The organism is Vibrio sp. MMH1-50 (genome assembly GCF_022347645.1).
In the GTDB taxonomy this organism is placed as follows: domain Bacteria; phylum Pseudomonadota; class Gammaproteobacteria; order Enterobacterales; family Vibrionaceae; genus Vibrio; species Vibrio harveyi.
The window spans coordinates 1-17,263 of the sequence record NZ_JAKRGG010000026.1 but is presented as its reverse complement, the minus strand read 5'-3'; the positions used below and the strand labels follow the sequence as shown (position 1 = coordinate 17,263).

16 protein-coding genes are annotated in these 17,263 nt (G+C 45.9%); 10 read left to right on the top strand and 6 right to left on the bottom strand.

Annotated elements, in window-relative coordinates:
• The first annotated feature begins 10 nt into the window (after positions 1-10).
• Together MHO32_RS17490 and MHO32_RS17485 are read left to right on the top strand one after the other, a co-directional pair.
• Complete coding sequence (locus MHO32_RS17490; RefSeq protein ID WP_005452302.1) at positions 11-478, top strand: GAF domain-containing protein; 468 nt, start codon at positions 11-13, stop codon at positions 476-478.
• Positions 479-696: 218 nt separating this feature from the next.
• Positions 697-1,959, top strand: a complete 1,263-nt coding sequence (locus MHO32_RS17485) for a metal-dependent hydrolase family protein (RefSeq protein ID WP_050907112.1) — start codon at positions 697-699, stop codon at positions 1,957-1,959.
• 509 nt (positions 1,960-2,468) lie between these two features.
• Here MHO32_RS17485 and MHO32_RS17480 read toward each other — a convergent pair.
• Together MHO32_RS17480 and MHO32_RS17475 are read right to left on the bottom strand one after the other, a co-directional pair.
• Entirely contained in the window at positions 2,469-2,630 is a 162-nt protein-coding gene (locus MHO32_RS17480; protein ID WP_009697120.1) for a hypothetical protein, read from the bottom strand.
• A 236-nt stretch (positions 2,631-2,866) separates the two neighbouring features.
• Positions 2,867-3,187, bottom strand: a complete 321-nt coding sequence (locus tag MHO32_RS17475; RefSeq protein WP_005452298.1) for a hypothetical protein — start codon at positions 3,185-3,187, stop codon at positions 2,867-2,869.
• A gap of 206 nt (positions 3,188-3,393) precedes the next feature.
• Here MHO32_RS17475 and MHO32_RS17470 point away from each other — a divergent pair, with 206 nt between their 5' ends.
• On the top strand, positions 3,394-4,467 hold the full coding sequence (locus MHO32_RS17470; RefSeq protein ID WP_050907113.1) for a sensor domain-containing diguanylate cyclase: 1,074 nt from the start codon (positions 3,394-3,396) through the stop codon (positions 4,465-4,467).
• Positions 4,468-4,535: 68 nt separating this feature from the next.
• Here MHO32_RS17470 and MHO32_RS17465 read toward each other — a convergent pair whose 3' ends face one another.
• Positions 4,536-5,762: an aldose 1-epimerase family protein gene (locus MHO32_RS17465; protein WP_145924716.1), complete on the bottom strand. Its 1,227-nt coding sequence runs from the start codon at positions 5,760-5,762 to the stop codon at positions 4,536-4,538.
• 706 nt (positions 5,763-6,468) lie between these two features.
• On the opposite strand from MHO32_RS17465, the gene betI reads away from it, so the two are divergent.
• The 6 genes from betI (at position 6,469) to choV (ending at position 13,321) form a co-directional block, all read left to right on the top strand.
• Entirely contained in the window at positions 6,469-7,068 is a 600-nt protein-coding gene (betI, locus tag MHO32_RS17460; RefSeq protein WP_239213236.1) for a transcriptional regulator BetI, read from the top strand.
• A gap of 16 nt (positions 7,069-7,084) precedes the next feature.
• Positions 7,085-8,545 carry a betaine-aldehyde dehydrogenase gene (gene betB, locus MHO32_RS17455; RefSeq protein WP_069687688.1) on the top strand — a complete coding sequence of 487 codons (1,461 nt, stop codon included), beginning with the start codon at positions 7,085-7,087 and terminating at the stop codon, positions 8,543-8,545.
• A gap of 19 nt (positions 8,546-8,564) precedes the next feature.
• Entirely contained in the window at positions 8,565-10,265 is a 1,701-nt protein-coding gene (betA, locus tag MHO32_RS17450) for a choline dehydrogenase (protein WP_239213234.1), read from the top strand.
• Positions 10,266-10,291: 26 nt separating this feature from the next.
• Positions 10,292-11,230 carry a choline ABC transporter substrate-binding protein gene (locus MHO32_RS17445; protein ID WP_005425881.1) on the top strand — a complete coding sequence of 313 codons (939 nt, stop codon included), beginning with the start codon at positions 10,292-10,294 and terminating at the stop codon, positions 11,228-11,230.
• A gap of 62 nt (positions 11,231-11,292) precedes the next feature.
• On the top strand, positions 11,293-12,135 hold the full coding sequence (gene choW, locus MHO32_RS17440; protein ID WP_005425967.1) for a choline ABC transporter permease subunit: 843 nt from the start codon (positions 11,293-11,295) through the stop codon (positions 12,133-12,135).
• A 1-nt stretch (position 12,136) separates the two neighbouring features.
• Positions 12,137-13,321: a choline ABC transporter ATP-binding protein gene (gene choV, locus MHO32_RS17435; RefSeq protein ID WP_239213232.1), complete on the top strand. Its 1,185-nt coding sequence runs from the start codon at positions 12,137-12,139 to the stop codon at positions 13,319-13,321.
• A 161-nt stretch (positions 13,322-13,482) separates the two neighbouring features.
• On the opposite strand, the gene MHO32_RS17430 is transcribed toward choV, so the two are convergent.
• The gene (locus MHO32_RS17430) at positions 13,483-14,139 is read right to left on the bottom strand and encodes an NAD(P)H-dependent oxidoreductase (RefSeq protein WP_005435698.1); all 657 of its coding nucleotides are present in this window, start codon (positions 14,137-14,139) and stop codon (positions 13,483-13,485) included.
• Between the two features lie 288 nt (positions 14,140-14,427).
• On the opposite strand from MHO32_RS17430, the gene MHO32_RS17425 reads away from it, so the two are divergent.
• Positions 14,428-14,832: a hypothetical protein gene (locus tag MHO32_RS17425; RefSeq protein WP_069687686.1), complete on the top strand. Its 405-nt coding sequence runs from the start codon at positions 14,428-14,430 to the stop codon at positions 14,830-14,832.
• Positions 14,833-14,887: 55 nt separating this feature from the next.
• Here the strand turns inward: MHO32_RS17425 and MHO32_RS17420 are convergent, their stop codons facing one another.
• Together MHO32_RS17420 and MHO32_RS17415 are read right to left on the bottom strand one after the other, a co-directional pair.
• The gene (locus MHO32_RS17420; RefSeq protein ID WP_045408932.1) at positions 14,888-15,679 is read right to left on the bottom strand and encodes a slipin family protein; all 792 of its coding nucleotides are present in this window, start codon (positions 15,677-15,679) and stop codon (positions 14,888-14,890) included.
• 9 nt (positions 15,680-15,688) lie between these two features.
• Positions 15,689-17,056 carry an NfeD family protein gene (locus MHO32_RS17415; RefSeq protein WP_239213230.1) on the bottom strand — a complete coding sequence of 456 codons (1,368 nt, stop codon included), beginning with the start codon at positions 17,054-17,056 and terminating at the stop codon, positions 15,689-15,691.
• Between the last annotated feature and the right edge of the window lie 207 nt (positions 17,057-17,263).

Sequence of the window (17,263 nt, the reverse complement as noted above, 5' to 3'; positions counted from 1 at the left end):
AAGAAATACGATGCCTTTTATCAAATTAGCCAATTATCGTGATGAGCTGACAGCTCAACTCGAAAATATCGCCCATCAGTTTCAACTGCATTCCTTATTGATTATGGAATCTAAGCCGGATCAAATGGTGGTGTTTGCGGCGAATGAGCAACCTATTTACCACGTTGGTGATGCTGGTCCTAAAAGTAATCAACAAGGCTGTCATGAGCTGTACTGCGAACGCGTCGTTGATACTGCACAGCCGTTGCTGGTGGCGGATGCAAGTATGGATGAAGAGTGGAAGGGCAATGAAGACTTAGTGAAATTTGGTCTCGGTGTGTATTACGGTGTGCCAATCACCTTTAAAGGTGAAGTTATTGGGACGGTGTGCGCACTGAATAATGAGCCTTTCGATTTCGCGAAAGGTACGCCTAGTGCGATTGATCAAATCCATCAACTTCAACTCAACGTAGAGCAGCATCTCCAAGCCACTCACTGATTACTGTGAACTAAAGAAACTCTGACAATTCTTGGTCAGAGTTTCTTTGTTTGTCCGCTTCCTTAGTATTTAACACTTCTACTCCGACACTTTTTCTGGTTGTTGTTGATTCACTGCTTAGACCAAGAATGTGTACTTGTCGTGAAATGGCAATTCTATTTCCGAGTCACTCGATATGATGCACCTGTATTGAGACAACTGACTCGGAGATAGAAACCATGAGTATCGTAATTAAAAATGCAAACGTGTTTAACGGTGTGGATGAGCAACTTCTGAAGAATGTGGACCTTCTGATTGAAAACAACTTAATCACACAAATCGGGAAAGTAGATGACTCGAATGCTGAGCAAATCATCGATGCCGAAGGCAAAACGGTGATGCCTGGCCTGATTGATGCGCACGTACACATCACGATGTCAGCACCATTTAATGTGATTGACACTATGACACGTGAAGAAGTCGCGATTCGATCAGCGAAAATCTCAGAAGAGATGTTGATGCGCGGCTTTACGACCATTCGTGACGTGGCAGGTAATACATTAGGTTTGAAAAACAGCATTGATAAAGGTTACGCCAAAGGTCCTCGAATTTTGCCTTGTATGGCAGCGATTTCGCAAACTTGTGGTCACTCAGACTACCGCCAAAACCAAGCGCAAGAACGTCTAGCGAGCGGTCATGAAGACTCGCCATTAATGAAGACGGGCGCATTTAAAGTCGCGGATGGTCGTGCAGAAGTATTGAAAGCTGTTCGTGAGCAACTGTTCATGGGTGCTTCCCAAATCAAAGTGATGGCAGGTGGCGGTGCATCCTCGACCTTCGACCCGCTGGATACGTTGCAATACACGTTAGATGAAATGAAAGCAGCGGTGGAAGCGGCAAGCGATTATGGTACCTATGTAGCAGCTCACATTCACACAGCACCAGCGATGAAGCGTGCAGCAGAAGCGGGTGTAATGTCCTTTGAGCACGCTACTATTATGGACGATGAAATTGCTCAAATTGTAAAAGAGAAAGGCATTTGGCTTGTTCCGTCATACTTCACGTCATCACTAATTGCGGAGCGTAAGATCCCGTTGCCAAACGAAGAGACTTACCGCAAGACAGAACGCGTAGGTAAGGCAATGTTTAAGTCTGCTGAGCTTATCAAGAAATACGATATTCAAAACCTAGCGTTTGGTACTGACTGTGTCGGTAAAGCAAACGTTCATGAAACTCAGATGCAAGAGCTTGGTGCGATTGAAAAAACGTTCGACACCATCACTGCACTGCGCATGGCAACTTCAAACTGTGGTCGTTTGTTTGAATTGTCGACTTACAAGCACCCTTATCAAGAAGGCAAATTAGGTCAAATTGTGGAAGGTGCGTATGCTGATTTACTTATCGTCGATGGTAATCCACTTGAGGGTGTCGATTGTGTAATGAAAGACGAAACTAAGAAAGTCATCATGAAAGATGGCGTGGTTTATAAGAACACATTGTAAAAACATTATCCTGTTATCAAAGGCGCTCATCGAGCGCCTTTTTTGCGTTTTGGGATTAGAGTGTATGTCACTTTTCAAAAACCTTCTCGGCTAATCTATTGTTGGCTTCATCCATTTGGTTCTTACTGCCAACATCTACTCGTGTTAAACCATCGTGCCCATTTTAAACTCATCCGTATTGGCTATCGAGAGCGCCTTTGTGTTCTTCTAGCATTGAGTTTAGTTATGTTCTACCACGGGAGTGTCGAAGGGAGAACACCATAAATTAAGCGGTATAGGAGAAGACAGAGGCAGAGATTTCATCTCTTAGAGCGACATCGTTACTGGCTGGTTATTAGATGGCGTGCGTAAAGAAAAAAGATAGGGGAAGGAGATGTCCCAAGCATCTCAAGGCTACTTGGGTAAAGCATAAAAGGGTTGATGAAATACAAACAAGGCAAACAAAAAAACGCGCCTTAAATAAGGCGCGGTTCGGACTAAAAAGGTTTTGGTGAAAGGACTTGTAGGGCTTACTTCATCACATAACGATAGGTTTTGATTACCAACCAGCCAAAGGCTTTGCTTAGAATTTTTACGGCTTTAAAAGCAACTTTACCAATCGTTACCATCAATTCGCCAGCAACAGTAAGGCACGTGTGTAAATCAGTTTGTTTGAACTCTGCGTAAGTCATGTTGGTCTCTCATTTTTAAGTGGGGGACTCCTGTCGCTCAATGCATACCCTGTAGCGATATAGTAGGAATAAGTGAGATTAGGGACTTACCATTTGGCGCCACCTCGCACGTAAAGATAGAAAATGAGTATTGCTTGGAATGGTTATAAATAACCAAGGTGAATTTATGATGAGTGGATTACAGATGCAAAAAAGCCACCACTAAACAGTGATGGCTTTGTCGGGCACTTGATCGACTAATATTTTACGAACAACATTTTTCTTAAGCTGTTACAGCGAGATTTATCTAACGGGTCACCAAGGTATTCGCCATCTTCAGCGGCTTTCTTCATTACTAAGGCTCTTGCTCGGTCACCGCTGTCTAGGTCTTGATACTCTTCCAGTGTTTTCAGCTTCAACAAACGGTATTTCGATTTGTCTTTGCCAGAGGCGACGTGGTCGTAGCAATAACTCATTGCTCCTGCATTCGCACCGATCTTGCTGGCGTCTGTAATCGCGTAAGCGTTAAAGCCAATTGTGCTCGTCAATAAGATTAAAAGGGCATTGCGTGCTTTCATTTCTGTTTCCTAATTCAAATAAGTTGACGAATAAGGTAGGGAGAAATGGATAACAAAAATTGCCATTAAGCGACATTTGCGAACAATCAATCACTTTGTCTGTTTTGTCAGAGCGAGGTTAGCGATAAACCAGTGGCGCGAATTGGTAAATTTCTATTCTCCGAATTGAATAACCTCTGCTCATTGAATTATTCGGAGCATACGTCATGAATGCGAGACAATTTACTAACGACAATAAACGGAAGTTGCTGCCCATTGTTTATCTGTTGACGATAACCGGCTGGGGTATTTACACACTTACGTATGATTACAGTTGGCAGGCACTGATGCTTTTTGCCATCGGGTTATTGATGGTTATTCGTAATTATTATCTTGAGAGCGAACGAATTGATGAAAAGATTGCCAGTATTGCTGCTCACTCAGTCATTGGTGTGGTGATTCTTGATCAATATTTGCGAGTAGACTACGTCAACAAAAGTTTCTTGAGGCTGACGGGGTACACAAGTGAACAATTAAATGGTGAAAATCTAAAGCAGTTTGGCTTTCGTCCATTAAATGAAGCACTTACTAAGTTGGGCGCTAAAGCGAATTGGAAAGACGAGATCAAAGTGACCAATCGTTTTGGAGACCACTTAACGTTAGATGTGCACATCACACATTATAAAGTGGGGGTAGGTACGCGAGATCGTTATGTCGTGAGTTTTCGAGATGTTAGTCATCGTGCTCGACTAGAGAGCAAATTAAAGAGCTTAGCAGAAAAAGATCCTTTAACGGCGTGCTGGAACCGTCGTCGTTTTGACGAAGAATTAGCTCGCTACGCAAACATCGCCGGTCGATATGGGTTTTCTAATGCCACCTTAGCCATCATAGATATTGACCATTTCAAACAAATCAACGACCAGCACGGTCATGATGTGGGCGATGTCGTACTCAAAGACCTCGCTAGATTGATGAAGTCGGAGTGTCGTGAAACTGATATTGTTGCACGTGTTGGGGGAGAAGAGTTTGCCATCATTATGCCTGAGACCAATACTCGAAACGCGTTTGAAGCGATTTACCGGCTGAAAGAAATCATTCAGTCGAAAAGTGTATTGGGCATCACGGTCAGTGGTGGCATTACGGCAATCAATCGTTCGGTTGAGCAAACCTATCGTCGAGCAGACAAGGCTTTGTATCAAGCCAAAAATTTAGGGCGAAATCGTGTTTGTGGCGCGAAAGGTGAACCGCTAAGCAAGCACGTTTCTGAGATGGAAGCGCTGATTGCTACTAGTTCTCGATAGTCGACTTCCTAAAGCATACATTAGATTAAGAGCCGCACATCGCGGCTCCTTTTATTGCTGAAGCATTGTTAATTATCTAGGTTTACGAGTGGCTTGCTGATCAGTTCCACTTTTTGACCCTGTTGGATTTTAGCGACTTCAGTGAGTGCTTGTTTGACTTCATTTTGGTTTCTAAGTACTGAGTAGGTTAGATCAAAGTATTTGCTTTCACCTGCTCGTATGGTCGGAACTAAGCCTAATGGGCGTTGGTACTTCGTGTTGTAGGCGTAACTGGTTCCGGGCTCAATGCCAGTCACATAACCCTGTTTGTATGTATCGGTATTTTTCCATAGTGTCAGCACAGGCAGTTGCTCTACGTTATAACTGAGCGCCACACCTTTATCGCTTTTTTTGTTGTGAAGCACCGCTAAACTTTGTCCGGAATCGTCACCTATTGGCTTCAAGTTAAAAACCATTTCATCATAGCTTTTTGTTGGTCCTTGATAGGTTTGCCAACTATCTAAGCCCGCCTTTGCATAGTTGTTGAATGGAGAGACTTCCTTGACTGCTGCGGAAAACTTCGCCCCTTTTTCAAGAATAGGTCTACCAAAGTTAGAGTGGTAAATAATCTGGTACTCGTCATCGTAGTCAGACATGTTGGTTAACTTATCGTGTAGAGAGAATGAGTTGCTACCTGGCAGTATTGATAACTCTGTATGAGTCACCAGTTCTGCTTTTTTGAAAGTGCGTTCTGAAACGGTACCTTGCACCCTAATTCTGTGTGGGGGATTATCATCAATGATCACTTTTACTGTAGAAGCGGGTGTATTTTGGACTCGACCATGCAGGCTTAGAAGCTGACCGTTATCATCAACGCCCGGGTGACCTGTCCATTCATACCCACAACGTACAAGCATTTCATTGAACCCATCGAGCCAGCCAAGACCATTGCGACTTTCCAGCTCGATGAATGCTGGGTTAACGATCTCTTTGACAGGTGAGTCCCAGCCAAGAATTCGCTCTCCATCCATTTTGACATCAAAGATGCCCATCCCACGAGTTGGGATAAGGGTAACTTCCAAAATGCCGTTGTCTATGACGAGAACATCAACACCAAATTGTTTTCCACCGTGCAAACGTTTTTTTTCAATGCTGAAGGGCAAGTCTGGATTAAAGCCGAGGGAGCGACTAGTCACTTTCCAATCTCCAACGTCTTGATTTAAAGCAGAATTAGTTAGAACAAATTCTGCTGAAGAAACAGGTAGGGTAGTAAGTCCGAGTAGCATAGCGGTACAAGCGATGTACGAATTTTTCATCCTTTATTCCTTATTTATTTTTCAAATCTAAGTATTGCTGAATCGATTCAGCATTATTATATAAATTGCGCTATTTTTGAGCAAAGTAGGCTGATATGAGTTGTGATCAATATGCTCATTAGAGGGTTTTTTAATGATCTTTTTGATTGCTGAATCAAATTCAGCAGAAATATTGAGTGCGAAAATGAAAGTCGTTTTGCTGAAGCTCGCTCTTAGTTAACTAAATAGGGGCGTCAAACGACTCGGAGACACCTAGCTATTCCGGTTCGTTGTTTTCCTTGCTGTACTGGGCGATTTTAATTGACACGAAACGTTTACATTTTGTTGCTGTGGATTCGCTGTGGTGAAGTGGTATGCCATTCCTTGGTCAATTAACAAACTTAAAAATAAAATGTGTAGAAAATATTTGAGCTCATTGTATTTGTCTTTGTTTGTACTTTTGATAAGAACGGGGTCTTCATGGGTCTTTGTATCTATAATTTGCGTTATAAAAATTCTAATTATTGATTTTAAAGGTTTTTATTTTTCTGTTTTTACGTATTAAATCTTCGTAAGTTCTATCTTTTCTCAAGTTTTAGTAATGATTGTAGTCGAAATGATTCGGCTGTATCTGTCATTTTTTCTAGATAATTAGTTTGAGTTCGAACTAAATTTAAGGCATTTTATATTTAACTAACCGTTCAATTAAAAATAACAAGGATGCAAAATGCCCAAGGTTGGGATGCCTGAAATCAGAAAACCGCAGCTAGTCAAAGCGACGATGTCGGTCATCGACAGAGTAGGTTTGCACGCCGCGAGTATCTCGTTGATCAGCAAAGAAGCAGGGGTATCAACAGGGATCATTAATCACTATTTCGGTGGAAAGCACGGCTTGTTAGAAGAGACCATGCGTGAAATCCTGCGCCAGCTTTCTGCCACCATCAAAGAGAACCTAAGCCAGCTGCCAACTGATGCGCATCATCAACGTATTAATGCCATCATCGACGGCAACTTTGTGGGTTTCCAAGCCGAGAACCAAGTGGCAAAAACTTGGTTGGCATTCTGGTCGTACTCTATGCATGACGCACAGCTCAAACGTCTGCAACGAGTGAATGAACGACGACTCCTTTCTCATCTAAAAAAAGAATTAAAAGCTTTGTTGGATCAAGACCAAGCAGAGCTGGTGGCGCATGGTATTGCGTCACTGATTGATGGCATTTGGCTGCGCGGAACGCTCAACCCGCAAGGCATCGATGCCGAGAAAGCACGCGTCATCATCAACGACTATCTCGATAAACAGCTCACGTTCTACTCAAAACAAAAATAAAGAGTCAAACCTTCAAATGGATATGAAAGCACACTACATCGATGGTGCCATGCACCTAGGATGCTCAGAAGAACACTTCACCACATACAATCCAGCCAATGGTGAACCGCTTGCAAATGTGAAGCAGGCTAACCAGCAAGATATGCAAGCGGCAATTGAATCTGCCAAGCGCGGCTTTGCGATTTGGTCTGCCATGACGGCGACAGAACGCAGTCGCATTTTGCTTAAAGCGGTGGCGCTACTTCGTGAAAGAAACGACGAACTGGCAGCATTAGAAGTCGCGGATACGGGCAAACCGATTCAAGAAGCGAATTGCGTAGACATAGCAACGGGCGCAGATGTGATCGAGTACTACGCAGGTCTTGCGCCTAGCATGCATGGTGAACAGCAACCACTGAATGAATCACAGTTTTTTTACACTCGCCGCGAGCCTCTGGGTATTTGTGCGGGCATTGGGGCGTGGAACTACCCAATTCAAATCGCGATGTGGAAATCTGCCCCTGCACTTGCTGCGGGTAATGCGATGATCTTTAAGCCATCAGAAGAAACTCCGTTAACTGCACTCAAACTAGCAGAAATCTACAGCGAAGCGGGATTGCCAGATGGCGTGTTCAACGTTATTCAAGGTGATTACCGAGTAGGGCAAATGCTCACCGCGCATCCTGACATCGCTAAAGTCTCTTTCACGGGTGAATCGGGTACGGGCAAAGTCGTGATGGGTGACAGCGCCAATACACTAAAGCAAGTCACTATGGAACTTGGCGGTAAATCGCCAATGATCATTTTTGATGATGCCAAGCTAGACGACGCGGTTTCTGCTGCAATGGTTGCAAACTTCTACACCCAAGGTGAGGTTTGTACGCACGGTACACGCGTGTTCGTTCATGAAGGTATCTATGATGAGTTTGTCGCTCAACTTAAGAAACGTACCGAACTGCTGGTGGTTGGCGATCCGCTTGATGAGCAAACCCAAATTGGCGCGCTAATTTCCAAAGAGCACGAATCAAAAGTCCTTTCCGCAATTGAACAAGCGAAAGCAAGCAAAGCAACGCTACTAACCGGCGGCTACAAAGTCACAGAAAACGGTTTGGCGAGCGGCAATTTTGTTGTGCCAACGGTTTTCACTGATTGCGAAGACGACATGTCGCACGTGCAGCAAGAGATCTTTGGTCCCGTAATGTCAGTGCTTAAGTTCAGTGACGAAGACGAAGTGATTGCACGCGCTAACAACACCGATTACGGACTTGCAGCTGGCGTGTTCACGCAAAACCTCTCTCGTGCACACCGCGTCATTCATCAAATCCAAGCTGGCATTTGTTGGATTAACACCTGGGGTGACTCCCCAGCTGAAATGCCAGTTGGCGGTTACAAACTGTCTGGCATTGGACGTGAAAATGGTGTCGAGACCCTTAAGCATTACACCCAAACCAAGAGCGTGTTAGTGCATTTGGGTGATTTCGACAGCCCTTACGCCTAATCAGTCAGGAGGATTTGTAATGCAACAACGCTACGATTACATCATCGTTGGTGCTGGCTCGGCAGGTTGTGTTTTGGCGGATCGCCTGAGTGAAAGCGGTCAGCACCAAGTCTTACTGCTGGAAGCGGGTGGCTCAGACAGGAGCATCTTCATTCAAATGCCAACGGCGCTGTCTTACCCAATGAACACCGAAAAGTACGCATGGCAGTTCGAAACTGTTGCGGAAGATGGACTAGACGGACGCCAACTGCATTGTCCACGCGGCAAAGTTCTGGGTGGAAGCTCTTCGATCAACGGCATGGTTTATGTTCGTGGTCATGCTTGTGATTTTGACGAATGGGAAGCGGAAGGTGCAAAAGGCTGGAACTACCAAGCGTGTCTGCCGTACTTCCGTAAAGCGGAAACGTGGACTGGCGGCGCAGACGAATACCGTGGCGACAGCGGTCCGGTAGGGACGTGCAATGGCAACGACATGAAGCTGAATCCACTTTACCAAGCGTTTATCGAAGCGGGTAAAGATGCGGGCTACCCAGAAACGCAAGATTACAACGGTTATCAGCAAGAGGGCTTCGGTCCGATGCACATGACGGTAAATAAAGGCGTGCGCGCTTCTACCTCTAACGCTTACTTAAGCCGTGCAAAAAAGCGCAGTAATTTCACCTTGATGAAAGGCGTGACCGCTCATCGCATTTTGCTTGAAGGCAAGAAAGCAGTCGGCATTGAGTTTGAGCAATCCGGCAAGATCAAACAGTGCTTTGCTAACAAAGAAGTGGTGTCGAGCGCAGGCTCCATCGGCTCGGTACAACTGCTGCAACTTTCGGGTATTGGTCCCAAGTCTGTACTTGAGAAAGCAGGTATCGAAGTGAAACACGCACTAGAAGGCGTGGGTAAGAACCTGCAAGACCACCTTGAAGTGTACTTTCAATATCACTGCAAACAGCCGATCACGCTCAACAGCAAGTTAGGTTTGATCAGCAAAGGTTTGATTGGTACCGAGTGGATTCTGACGCGCAAAGGTCTGGGCGCAACCAACCACTTTGAATCGTGTGCGTTCATCCGTTCTCGTGAAGGCTTGAAATCGCCAAACATTCAATATCACTTTCTGCCTGCGGCAATGCGTTATGATGGTCGTGCTGCGTTTGATGGTCATGGCTTCCAAGTGCATGTTGGTCCAAATAAGCCGGAGAGTCGCGGCAGTGTCGAAGTGGTTTCTGCCAACCCAAATGACAAACCAAAAATCGAGTTCAACTACATCTCGACGGAACAAGATAAGCAGGATTGGCGAGACTGTATTCGTCTAACGCGTGAAATCCTCAACCAACCAGCAATGGATGCGTTCCGTGGTGAAGAGATTCAACCGGGTCTGAACATCACCAGCGATGACGCGATTGATGAATGGGTAAAGCAAAACGTGGAAAGTGCTTACCACCCATCGTGTAGCTGCAAAATGGGCGCAGATGATGACCCAATGGCAGTTCTGAATGAAGCCTGCCAAGTGCGCGGCATTGAAGGCTTGCGCGTGGTGGATTCATCCATCTTCCCAACCATTCCGAATGGCAACTTAAACGCACCAACCATCATGGTCGCAGAGCGTGCTGCGGACATGATCTTGGGGAACGTACTCGAAGAATCGAATAACACACCGGTTTGGATTGCTCCGAACTGGCAAGAGACGCAACGAATGCGTCCGCCAAAAAGAGACTTAAGCTCAATCTCATAAAGTCAGTAATTACAAGGAATTTAAACATGTCTACGATGACAAAAATCTTTTCATCTATCGCGCTGAGTGCAGTGGCGACAGGTGCTTACGCTAACCAATGTGAAACTGTTCGATTTGCCGATGTAGGCTGGACAGACATTACTGCAACTACTGCTGTTACCTCTGAATTGCTAAAAGGCTTGGGCTACAAAACCAAGACCGATCTTCTGTCTGTACCTGTGACGTACTCTTCAATGGCAAACGGTGACATTGACGTATTCCTAGGTAACTGGATGCCAACCATGGAAGGCGATATCGCCAAATACCGTGAAGCTGGCACAGTGGAAACAGTTCGCGCAAACCTAGAAGGCGCAAAATACACACTAGCTGTACCAAAGTACGTATATGACGCAGGCGTGAAAAGCTTTGCTGATTTGGCAAAACATGCTGATAAATTTAAAGATCGCATCTACGGCATTGAGCCGGGTAACGATGGCAACCGCCTTATCCAAGATATGATTGACAGCGATGCATTCGGCTTGAAAGACTTCAGCCTCGTGGAATCAAGCGAAGCGGGCATGGTGTCTCAAGTGTCTCGTGCTGTGCGTCGTAACCAATGGATCGTTTACCTAGGTTGGGCACCACACCCAATGAACAGCAATGTTGAGATGGAGTACCTATCTGGTGGTGACGACTTCTTTGGACCTAACTATGGTGGTGCAAATGTTTACACCAACGTGCGCCAAGATTACCTATCTGAGTGTCAAAACGTGGGTCAACTGCTTAAGAATCTAGAGTTCAGCCTAGAGATGGAAAACCAGTTGATGGAAGCGATTCTAAACCAAAAGCAGAAGCCAGCGAAAGCAGCACAAGAATGGTTGAATGCCAACCCACAACAATTTGAAGCGTGGCTAGAGGGCGTGAAGACGCTGGACGGCAAAGACGCAAAACAAGCGATTACTTCTTACCTAAAAACAAACGCTTAATCATTCCTCTCTTTAGGAAAAGGTGGGTAGAGATGCCCGCCTTTTAACACAAAGGTTTTATTGTGAATTTTATTACGGACAACAAACTTCCGTTGGGCGAATGGATGGAAACGGGCGTGGATTGGTTAACCATGAACGCGTCGGGTTTCTTTGATGCTATCTCTATTTTTCTCGAAACCATCATTCTATTCGTGGTGGATATTTTCAAATGGATGCCACCGGCAGCACCAATCATCATGACCGCAGCGATTGCGTGGTTCCTACACCGCAGCATACCTTTAGTCGTGTTTATCGTGCTGGCGTTGCTGACTATCCTTAACCTCGGCTACTGGCAAGAAATGCTGGAAACCTTTGTTCTCGTCTTCGCTGCGACAACGATTTCCGTATTAATTGGCGTGCCGCTTGGCATCATGGCGGCGCATCGCCCGTGGTTGTATACCTTATTGCGCCCGATACTCGATTTAATGCAGACCGTACCAACGTTTGTGTATCTGATCCCAACATTGGTACTGTTTGGTTTGGGCATCGTTCCGGGGCTGATTTCCACCATTATCTTTGCCATCGCCGCGCCAATTCGTCTGACTTACCTTGGCATCACCAAAGTGCCAGAAGAGTTGATTGAAGCGGGTAAAGCCTTTGGTGCAAGCCGCATGAAATTGCTATTCAAAGTCGAACTCCCAGCAGCATTGCCAAGCATTATGGCAGGTGTTACTCAGTGCATTATGTTATCGCTTTCTATGGTGGTGATTGCTGCGCTAGTCGGTGCTGATGGTCTGGGTAAACCCGTCGTACGGGCATTGAACACCGTGAACATTTCTCAAGGCTTTGAAGCGGGTTTAGCGATTGTTTTGGTCGCGATTATTCTCGATCGCCTATGCAAAGCACCAAACCAAAAGGAGGCATAACATGGACGCAATTACGATTGAAAACCTCGACGTTGTGTTTGGTCAGCAGCAAGAGCAAGCATTGGCGCTATTAGACCAAGGCAAGTCTCGCCAAGAGATCATTGATGAAACTGGGCAAGTGGTTGGTGTTGATAAGGTCTCAATGAGCGTCAAACAAGGTGAGATCTGTGTATTGATGGGGCTTTCCGGTTCGGGTAAATCCAGCCTCCTTCGTGCCGTTAATGGTTTGAATGAGATCTCTCGCGGCTCACTCAAAATCAAAGATGGTGAAGACATGGTAGAGCTTGCCAATTGTGACGAGCAGACTCTGCGTAACTTGCGTACTCACCGTGTATCGATGGTGTTCCAAAAGTTTGCGCTGATGCCGTGGTTAACGGTATTGGATAACGTGGCATTTGGTCTTGAGATGCAGGGCATTGGCAAAGCGGAACGTCGTAAAAAAGCGCGTGAACAACTTGAAATGGTTGGGCTAAGCGAGTGGGAGAGTAAATTCCCGCATGAGCTTTCTGGCGGTATGCAGCAGCGTGTTGGCTTGGCTCGCGCCTTTGCTATGGATACCGACATCCTACTAATGGATGAACCGTTCTCTGCGCTCGATCCACTGATTCGCGCTCAGCTTCAAGATGAATTGATTCAACTGCAAGAGAAGCTCAACAAGACGATTTTGTTTGTGAGCCACGATTTAGATGAAGCGCTGAAAATCGGTAACAACATTGCCATTATGGAGTCGGGCAAACTGATTCAACACGGCAAGCCTGAGCAAATCATCCTTGCACCAGAAAACGAATATGTAGCAGATTTTGTGGCTCACACGAATCCGCTCAACGTGTTGAAAGGTCGTTCATTGATGCAAGCTAGTGCCGAGCTTAAGCAGCAGAATGACCGCGTGTTGGTGTGTGCAGATAAACAGATTTGGGTCGAGCAAGAGCCGAAAGGCTTAACGCTGGTGGATTCCGATAAGTCATTGGTGAATTGGGAAAGCGATTCAACCACGCTCGACGACATCGGCGAAAGCACCGTCGTTCAAGCCAATCCAGATATCAGCATGCGTGAGGCGATTGAACTGAAGCAACGCAGCAATCAACCTATCTTGCTAGTAGAAGAGAACAAGTTAGTGGGCGTATTGAGTGATAACGAGTTGTACGATGCGCTGCTTGGTAATTTTAAGTCCAAGCAAGTGGCGTAGCTGTTTCTTATCTCAAACGTTTGTTGATTCCCCCTCAGCAAAACAAAAAAGAGCCGTACTCTTAGACTAAGACACTAAGAAGTACGGCTCTTTCAATTTGAACAATGATTTAGATAGCTAGGCTCTAAGCTAGGAACCAAGGAGCTAGGAGACGATACTCATTAAAGAGTAGTAATTACGTCATCCATGTTTAGACGCGCCTTAGGTAGGCCGTGGTTGTAATCTTCGCCGTCTTTGTGGTAGCCGATTGCTAATGCAACTTCACATACGTGACCGTCTAGTTCTGCTTTGAACTCTTCGCCGATCAGTGTTGGGTCAACACCTTCCATTGGAGTAGAGTCGATACCTAGACGCGCTAGTGTGTGCAGTAGGTTACCAAGCGCGATGTAAACTTGCGCTTTCGTCCAGCCGCCGTTGTAGCCGTTTTCATCTGTGTTTGCTTCAGCAAATGCGTAAGCACCCATGAACATGTCGTACATGTCTGCTGGTAGGTGACCAGAAGTTACTTCAGCATCAACACGCTTCGCAAATTTCTCTTTAGTGAATTTTGGATCGTACGCTAGCAGAATAGTGTGGGATGCTGCTTTCGCGTGCGGTTGGTTGAACTGGTGCATGTTAGCAAACGTGTCATGGAAACGCTGTTTCGCTTCGTCGCTCTCAATTACGATGAATTTCCAAGGCTGAGAGTTGATAGAAGACGCAGATAGGCGGATTGCTTCTTTGATGATTGCCATATCTTCTTGAGAGATGCGTTTCTCTTCGTCGTATTTTTTAGCTGTGTAACGGTTGTTTAGGTCTGTAATGATTTGATGAGACACGTTTATATCCTCTTAATATTATTAGACAAATGAGGATGCGCTTAGCATCGACAACCATGCGTACCTCGAAAGTGAGTCCATAATATCGACTTTTATCGAATTGATAATACGTGTTTCGTTTAAATCACTTTCTATTTTTTATTGAAAATCGAATTTGAACGGCTGAAGGGCAGGTTGGCATTCTTCGTATGCCGACGTTCAGAAACCACAAAACCGTCCCAACGAGCTTGGTAGGATTATCAAATTACATTCATAATGAAAATAGATAAGTTGGTTGGAGGCTAGGGGATGAACGTAATCGAAGTTTTTAACGACAGCTATGAACGCTGTGTTACCCATGAGGACTTCTTTGATTTGTTCTATGAGAACTTTTGGTCGAAAGGCGAAAACTTCAGACAGAAGTTCGATGGCGTAGATATGAAGAAGCAAATCCGGATGCTTAAAGGGTCTATCGTGTTTGTGATGATGGCGGATACCTCTGTAGATGCTCGTGACATGATGAGGAAATATGGTAATAAGCACGGACACAACAATATTGGCGTCGCCCCTGAAGATATCGATGTCTGGTTTGAAAGCCTGTTAGAAACCGTCGCCCAATGTGATTCTGACTTTGATGAAAGGGTGGAGTACGCGTGGCGTCACTGCTTTGAGACGGGATTAGCCATAATGAAAAAAGAGTGTGCTAACGCTTAAAGAGATAACAAAGGGAGTAGACGGCGGCTACTCCCTTTCATTTTGTTGCTCAAGTTTACTCTTTTCCTTCCTCTTTTTCGCCTTGATTGTTCTTCACAGCTTTGGCGATATCAGAGACCGCTTCGACGAGATTAATCGGCATCGGGAAGATGATGGTCGATGTCTTGTCTGTGGTGATTTCAGTGAGCGTCTGCATGTATCGAAGTTGCAACGCATTGGGTGCTTCGTTAAGCATTTCTGCCGCTTCTTTTAGCTTGTTGGAAGCTTCTAATTCACCGGTTGCGTGGATGATCTTCGCACGGCGGTTACGCTCTGCTTCGGCTTGGCGGGCAAGGGCGCGCACCATGCTGTCGTTAAGATCGACATGTTTCACTTCAACCGTTGCGATCTTGATACCCCAATCGTCGGTCTGTTGGTCGAGTATGGATTGCAGATCTTTGTTGAGGCGTTCACGTTCAGAAAGCAACTCATCCAGTTCATGCTGACCAAGCACAGAACGCAGCGTTGTCTGCGCAAGCTGGCTGGTGGCATCGCTGTAGCTTTCAATATTGTTGATTGCCATTTGTGGGTCCACAACTCGGAAGTAAACCACGGCGTTGACTCGGACCGATACGTTGTCACGGGTGATTAGATCTTGGGTTGGGACATCTAGCACAATGGTACGTAAGTCAACACGAACCATTTGTTGAATGAAAGGGATCAAGATGATCAAGCCCGGTCCTTTTACTTCTTGGAAGCGACCGAGGAAGAACACCACGCCGCGCTCGTACTCACGCAGCACCTTGAACATTTGCGTTGCCAGTGCAACCAATAAAACAATGATAACGGCAACAGTGTAGAGCATCATAAGCGCCTCCTATTCCTTAGGGCGGTCACTGGGTTTCACGGTTAAGGTCAACCCTTTAATTGTTACCACGGTGACGTGGTCTCCTTGTTTGAGCTGGGCGTCAGCCTTGGCTTGCCACAAAGCACCATCCAGCTGGACAAGCCCCGTTCCATCAACAAAATCATCGCTCACAACTGCGAGCTTGCCCGGGTAGGTTTCTAGTCCAGTAGTGGCTTTTTTGCTGCGAATTTTAAGCAGCAAGCCAACGGTAATCACGATTAACCCAACAGAGAAAATAGCGATACCAATGATCAATGGCAGAGCGATTTGGAAGCCGGGGATGTCGCTGTCCATTAGGAAGATCGAGCCGAGAACAAACGCAACGACGCCACCTAACCCGAGTATGCCAAAGCTCGGGTTAAAGGCTTCTGCAATCATCAGAGCAATACCGAGCAACAGTAACCCTAAACCAACGTAATTCACGGGCATCATTTGTAGAGCATACATGGCGAGTAACAAGCATATCCCACCGAGCACACCTGGTAAGCCGATGCCAGGGTTGTAGAACTCTAATAACAGACCGTAAATACCAATCAGCATCAGGATATAAGCCACGTTGGGATTGGTGATCACCGCCAACATTTCTGCACGCCAGTCGGGGACGCGTTCCACCCACGTTGGATTATCTAACGTCAGCTTATACGGTTTGCCGTTGAGTTTGACTTCGATGCCATTAATCGTTGAAACCAAATCTTCCGGTGAGTTGGCTATGAAGTCGATGACGTTGAGTTCTAATGCTTCGGTGGCGTCCAAACTAGCCGCCATGCTGACCGCTTTTTCTGCCCACTCGGCGTTTCTATCGTGCAAACGCGCTAAGCCTTTGATGTACGCTTTGGCATCATTAATGACTTTCTTTTCCATTGCGGTTTTGGCAGGTACTTCGTCGGAGTTTTTGCCTGATGATTCATCATTCGATTCGTCATTGTCTTTGTCGTCGGCACTAGAAGGCTGTTGCGGTGCCCCCCCTAGAGAAACGGGCGTAGCTGAGCCTAAATTAGTGGCTTCTGCCATCGCGGCAACATGACTAGCCAGCAGAATGTAGGTGCCAGCGCTGGCTGCCCTAGAGCCTGAAGGACCGACCCAAGTCGCGATAGGGACAGTGGATGTAGTGATGGCGTGAATGATGTCCCTCATTGAACTATCAAGCCCGCCCGGTGTGTCCATTTTTAGGATGACGAGGTCAACGCCGTTTTGTTGAGCTTCTTCAATCTCTCGCGACAGATAATCACTCAGGGCAGGACCAATCGCGCCTTTGACAGGCAATACCCAAACGGTGCTCGCTAGCGCTTGGCTGGCAAACAAGAGTAGGGGAAGAAGCCACAATCGTATCTGTTTCATACAGCCCTCCTTGTGTTACCACTGGGACTTATTGAAAACGCTATTTAAAGTATATACCCAAGTGACTTCAAGATGCAGGATTCAGAGCGTTGTCATTGATTCGAGAGCAAGGAAAACAACGCAGTGTAATAGCTAGCTCTTTCCAAGTTGTTTGACGCAGCAATCGGGTCAATGACACGCTCCCAAAGGGCGAGCTGCCTTGGCTTG

Excerpts from the sequence above, each read along its gene's own strand:
- MHO32_RS17490 (WP_005452302.1), top strand. The coding sequence starts at position 11 with ATGCCTTTTATCAAATTAGCCAATTATCGTGATGAGCTGACAGCTCAA.
- MHO32_RS17485 (WP_050907112.1), top strand. The coding sequence starts at position 697 with ATGAGTATCGTAATTAAAAATGCAAACGTGTTTAACGGTGTGGATGAG.
- MHO32_RS17480 (WP_009697120.1), bottom strand. The coding sequence starts at position 2,630 with ATGACTTACGCAGAGTTCAAACAAACTGATTTACACACGTGCCTTACT.
- MHO32_RS17475 (WP_005452298.1), bottom strand. The coding sequence starts at position 3,187 with ATGAAAGCACGCAATGCCCTTTTAATCTTATTGACGAGCACAATTGGC.
- MHO32_RS17470 (WP_050907113.1), top strand. The coding sequence starts at position 3,394 with ATGAATGCGAGACAATTTACTAACGACAATAAACGGAAGTTGCTGCCC.
- MHO32_RS17465 (WP_145924716.1), bottom strand. The coding sequence starts at position 5,762 with ATGAAAAATTCGTACATCGCTTGTACCGCTATGCTACTCGGACTTACT.
- betI (WP_239213236.1), top strand. The coding sequence starts at position 6,469 with ATGCCCAAGGTTGGGATGCCTGAAATCAGAAAACCGCAGCTAGTCAAA.
- betB (WP_069687688.1), top strand. The coding sequence starts at position 7,085 with ATGGATATGAAAGCACACTACATCGATGGTGCCATGCACCTAGGATGC.
- betA (WP_239213234.1), top strand. The coding sequence starts at position 8,565 with ATGCAACAACGCTACGATTACATCATCGTTGGTGCTGGCTCGGCAGGT.
- MHO32_RS17445 (WP_005425881.1), top strand. The coding sequence starts at position 10,292 with ATGTCTACGATGACAAAAATCTTTTCATCTATCGCGCTGAGTGCAGTG.
- choV (WP_239213232.1), top strand. The coding sequence starts at position 12,137 with ATGGACGCAATTACGATTGAAAACCTCGACGTTGTGTTTGGTCAGCAG.
- MHO32_RS17425 (WP_069687686.1), top strand. The coding sequence starts at position 14,428 with ATGAACGTAATCGAAGTTTTTAACGACAGCTATGAACGCTGTGTTACC.
- MHO32_RS17420 (WP_045408932.1), bottom strand. The coding sequence starts at position 15,679 with ATGATGCTCTACACTGTTGCCGTTATCATTGTTTTATTGGTTGCACTG.
- MHO32_RS17415 (WP_239213230.1), bottom strand. The coding sequence starts at position 17,056 with ATGAAACAGATACGATTGTGGCTTCTTCCCCTACTCTTGTTTGCCAGC.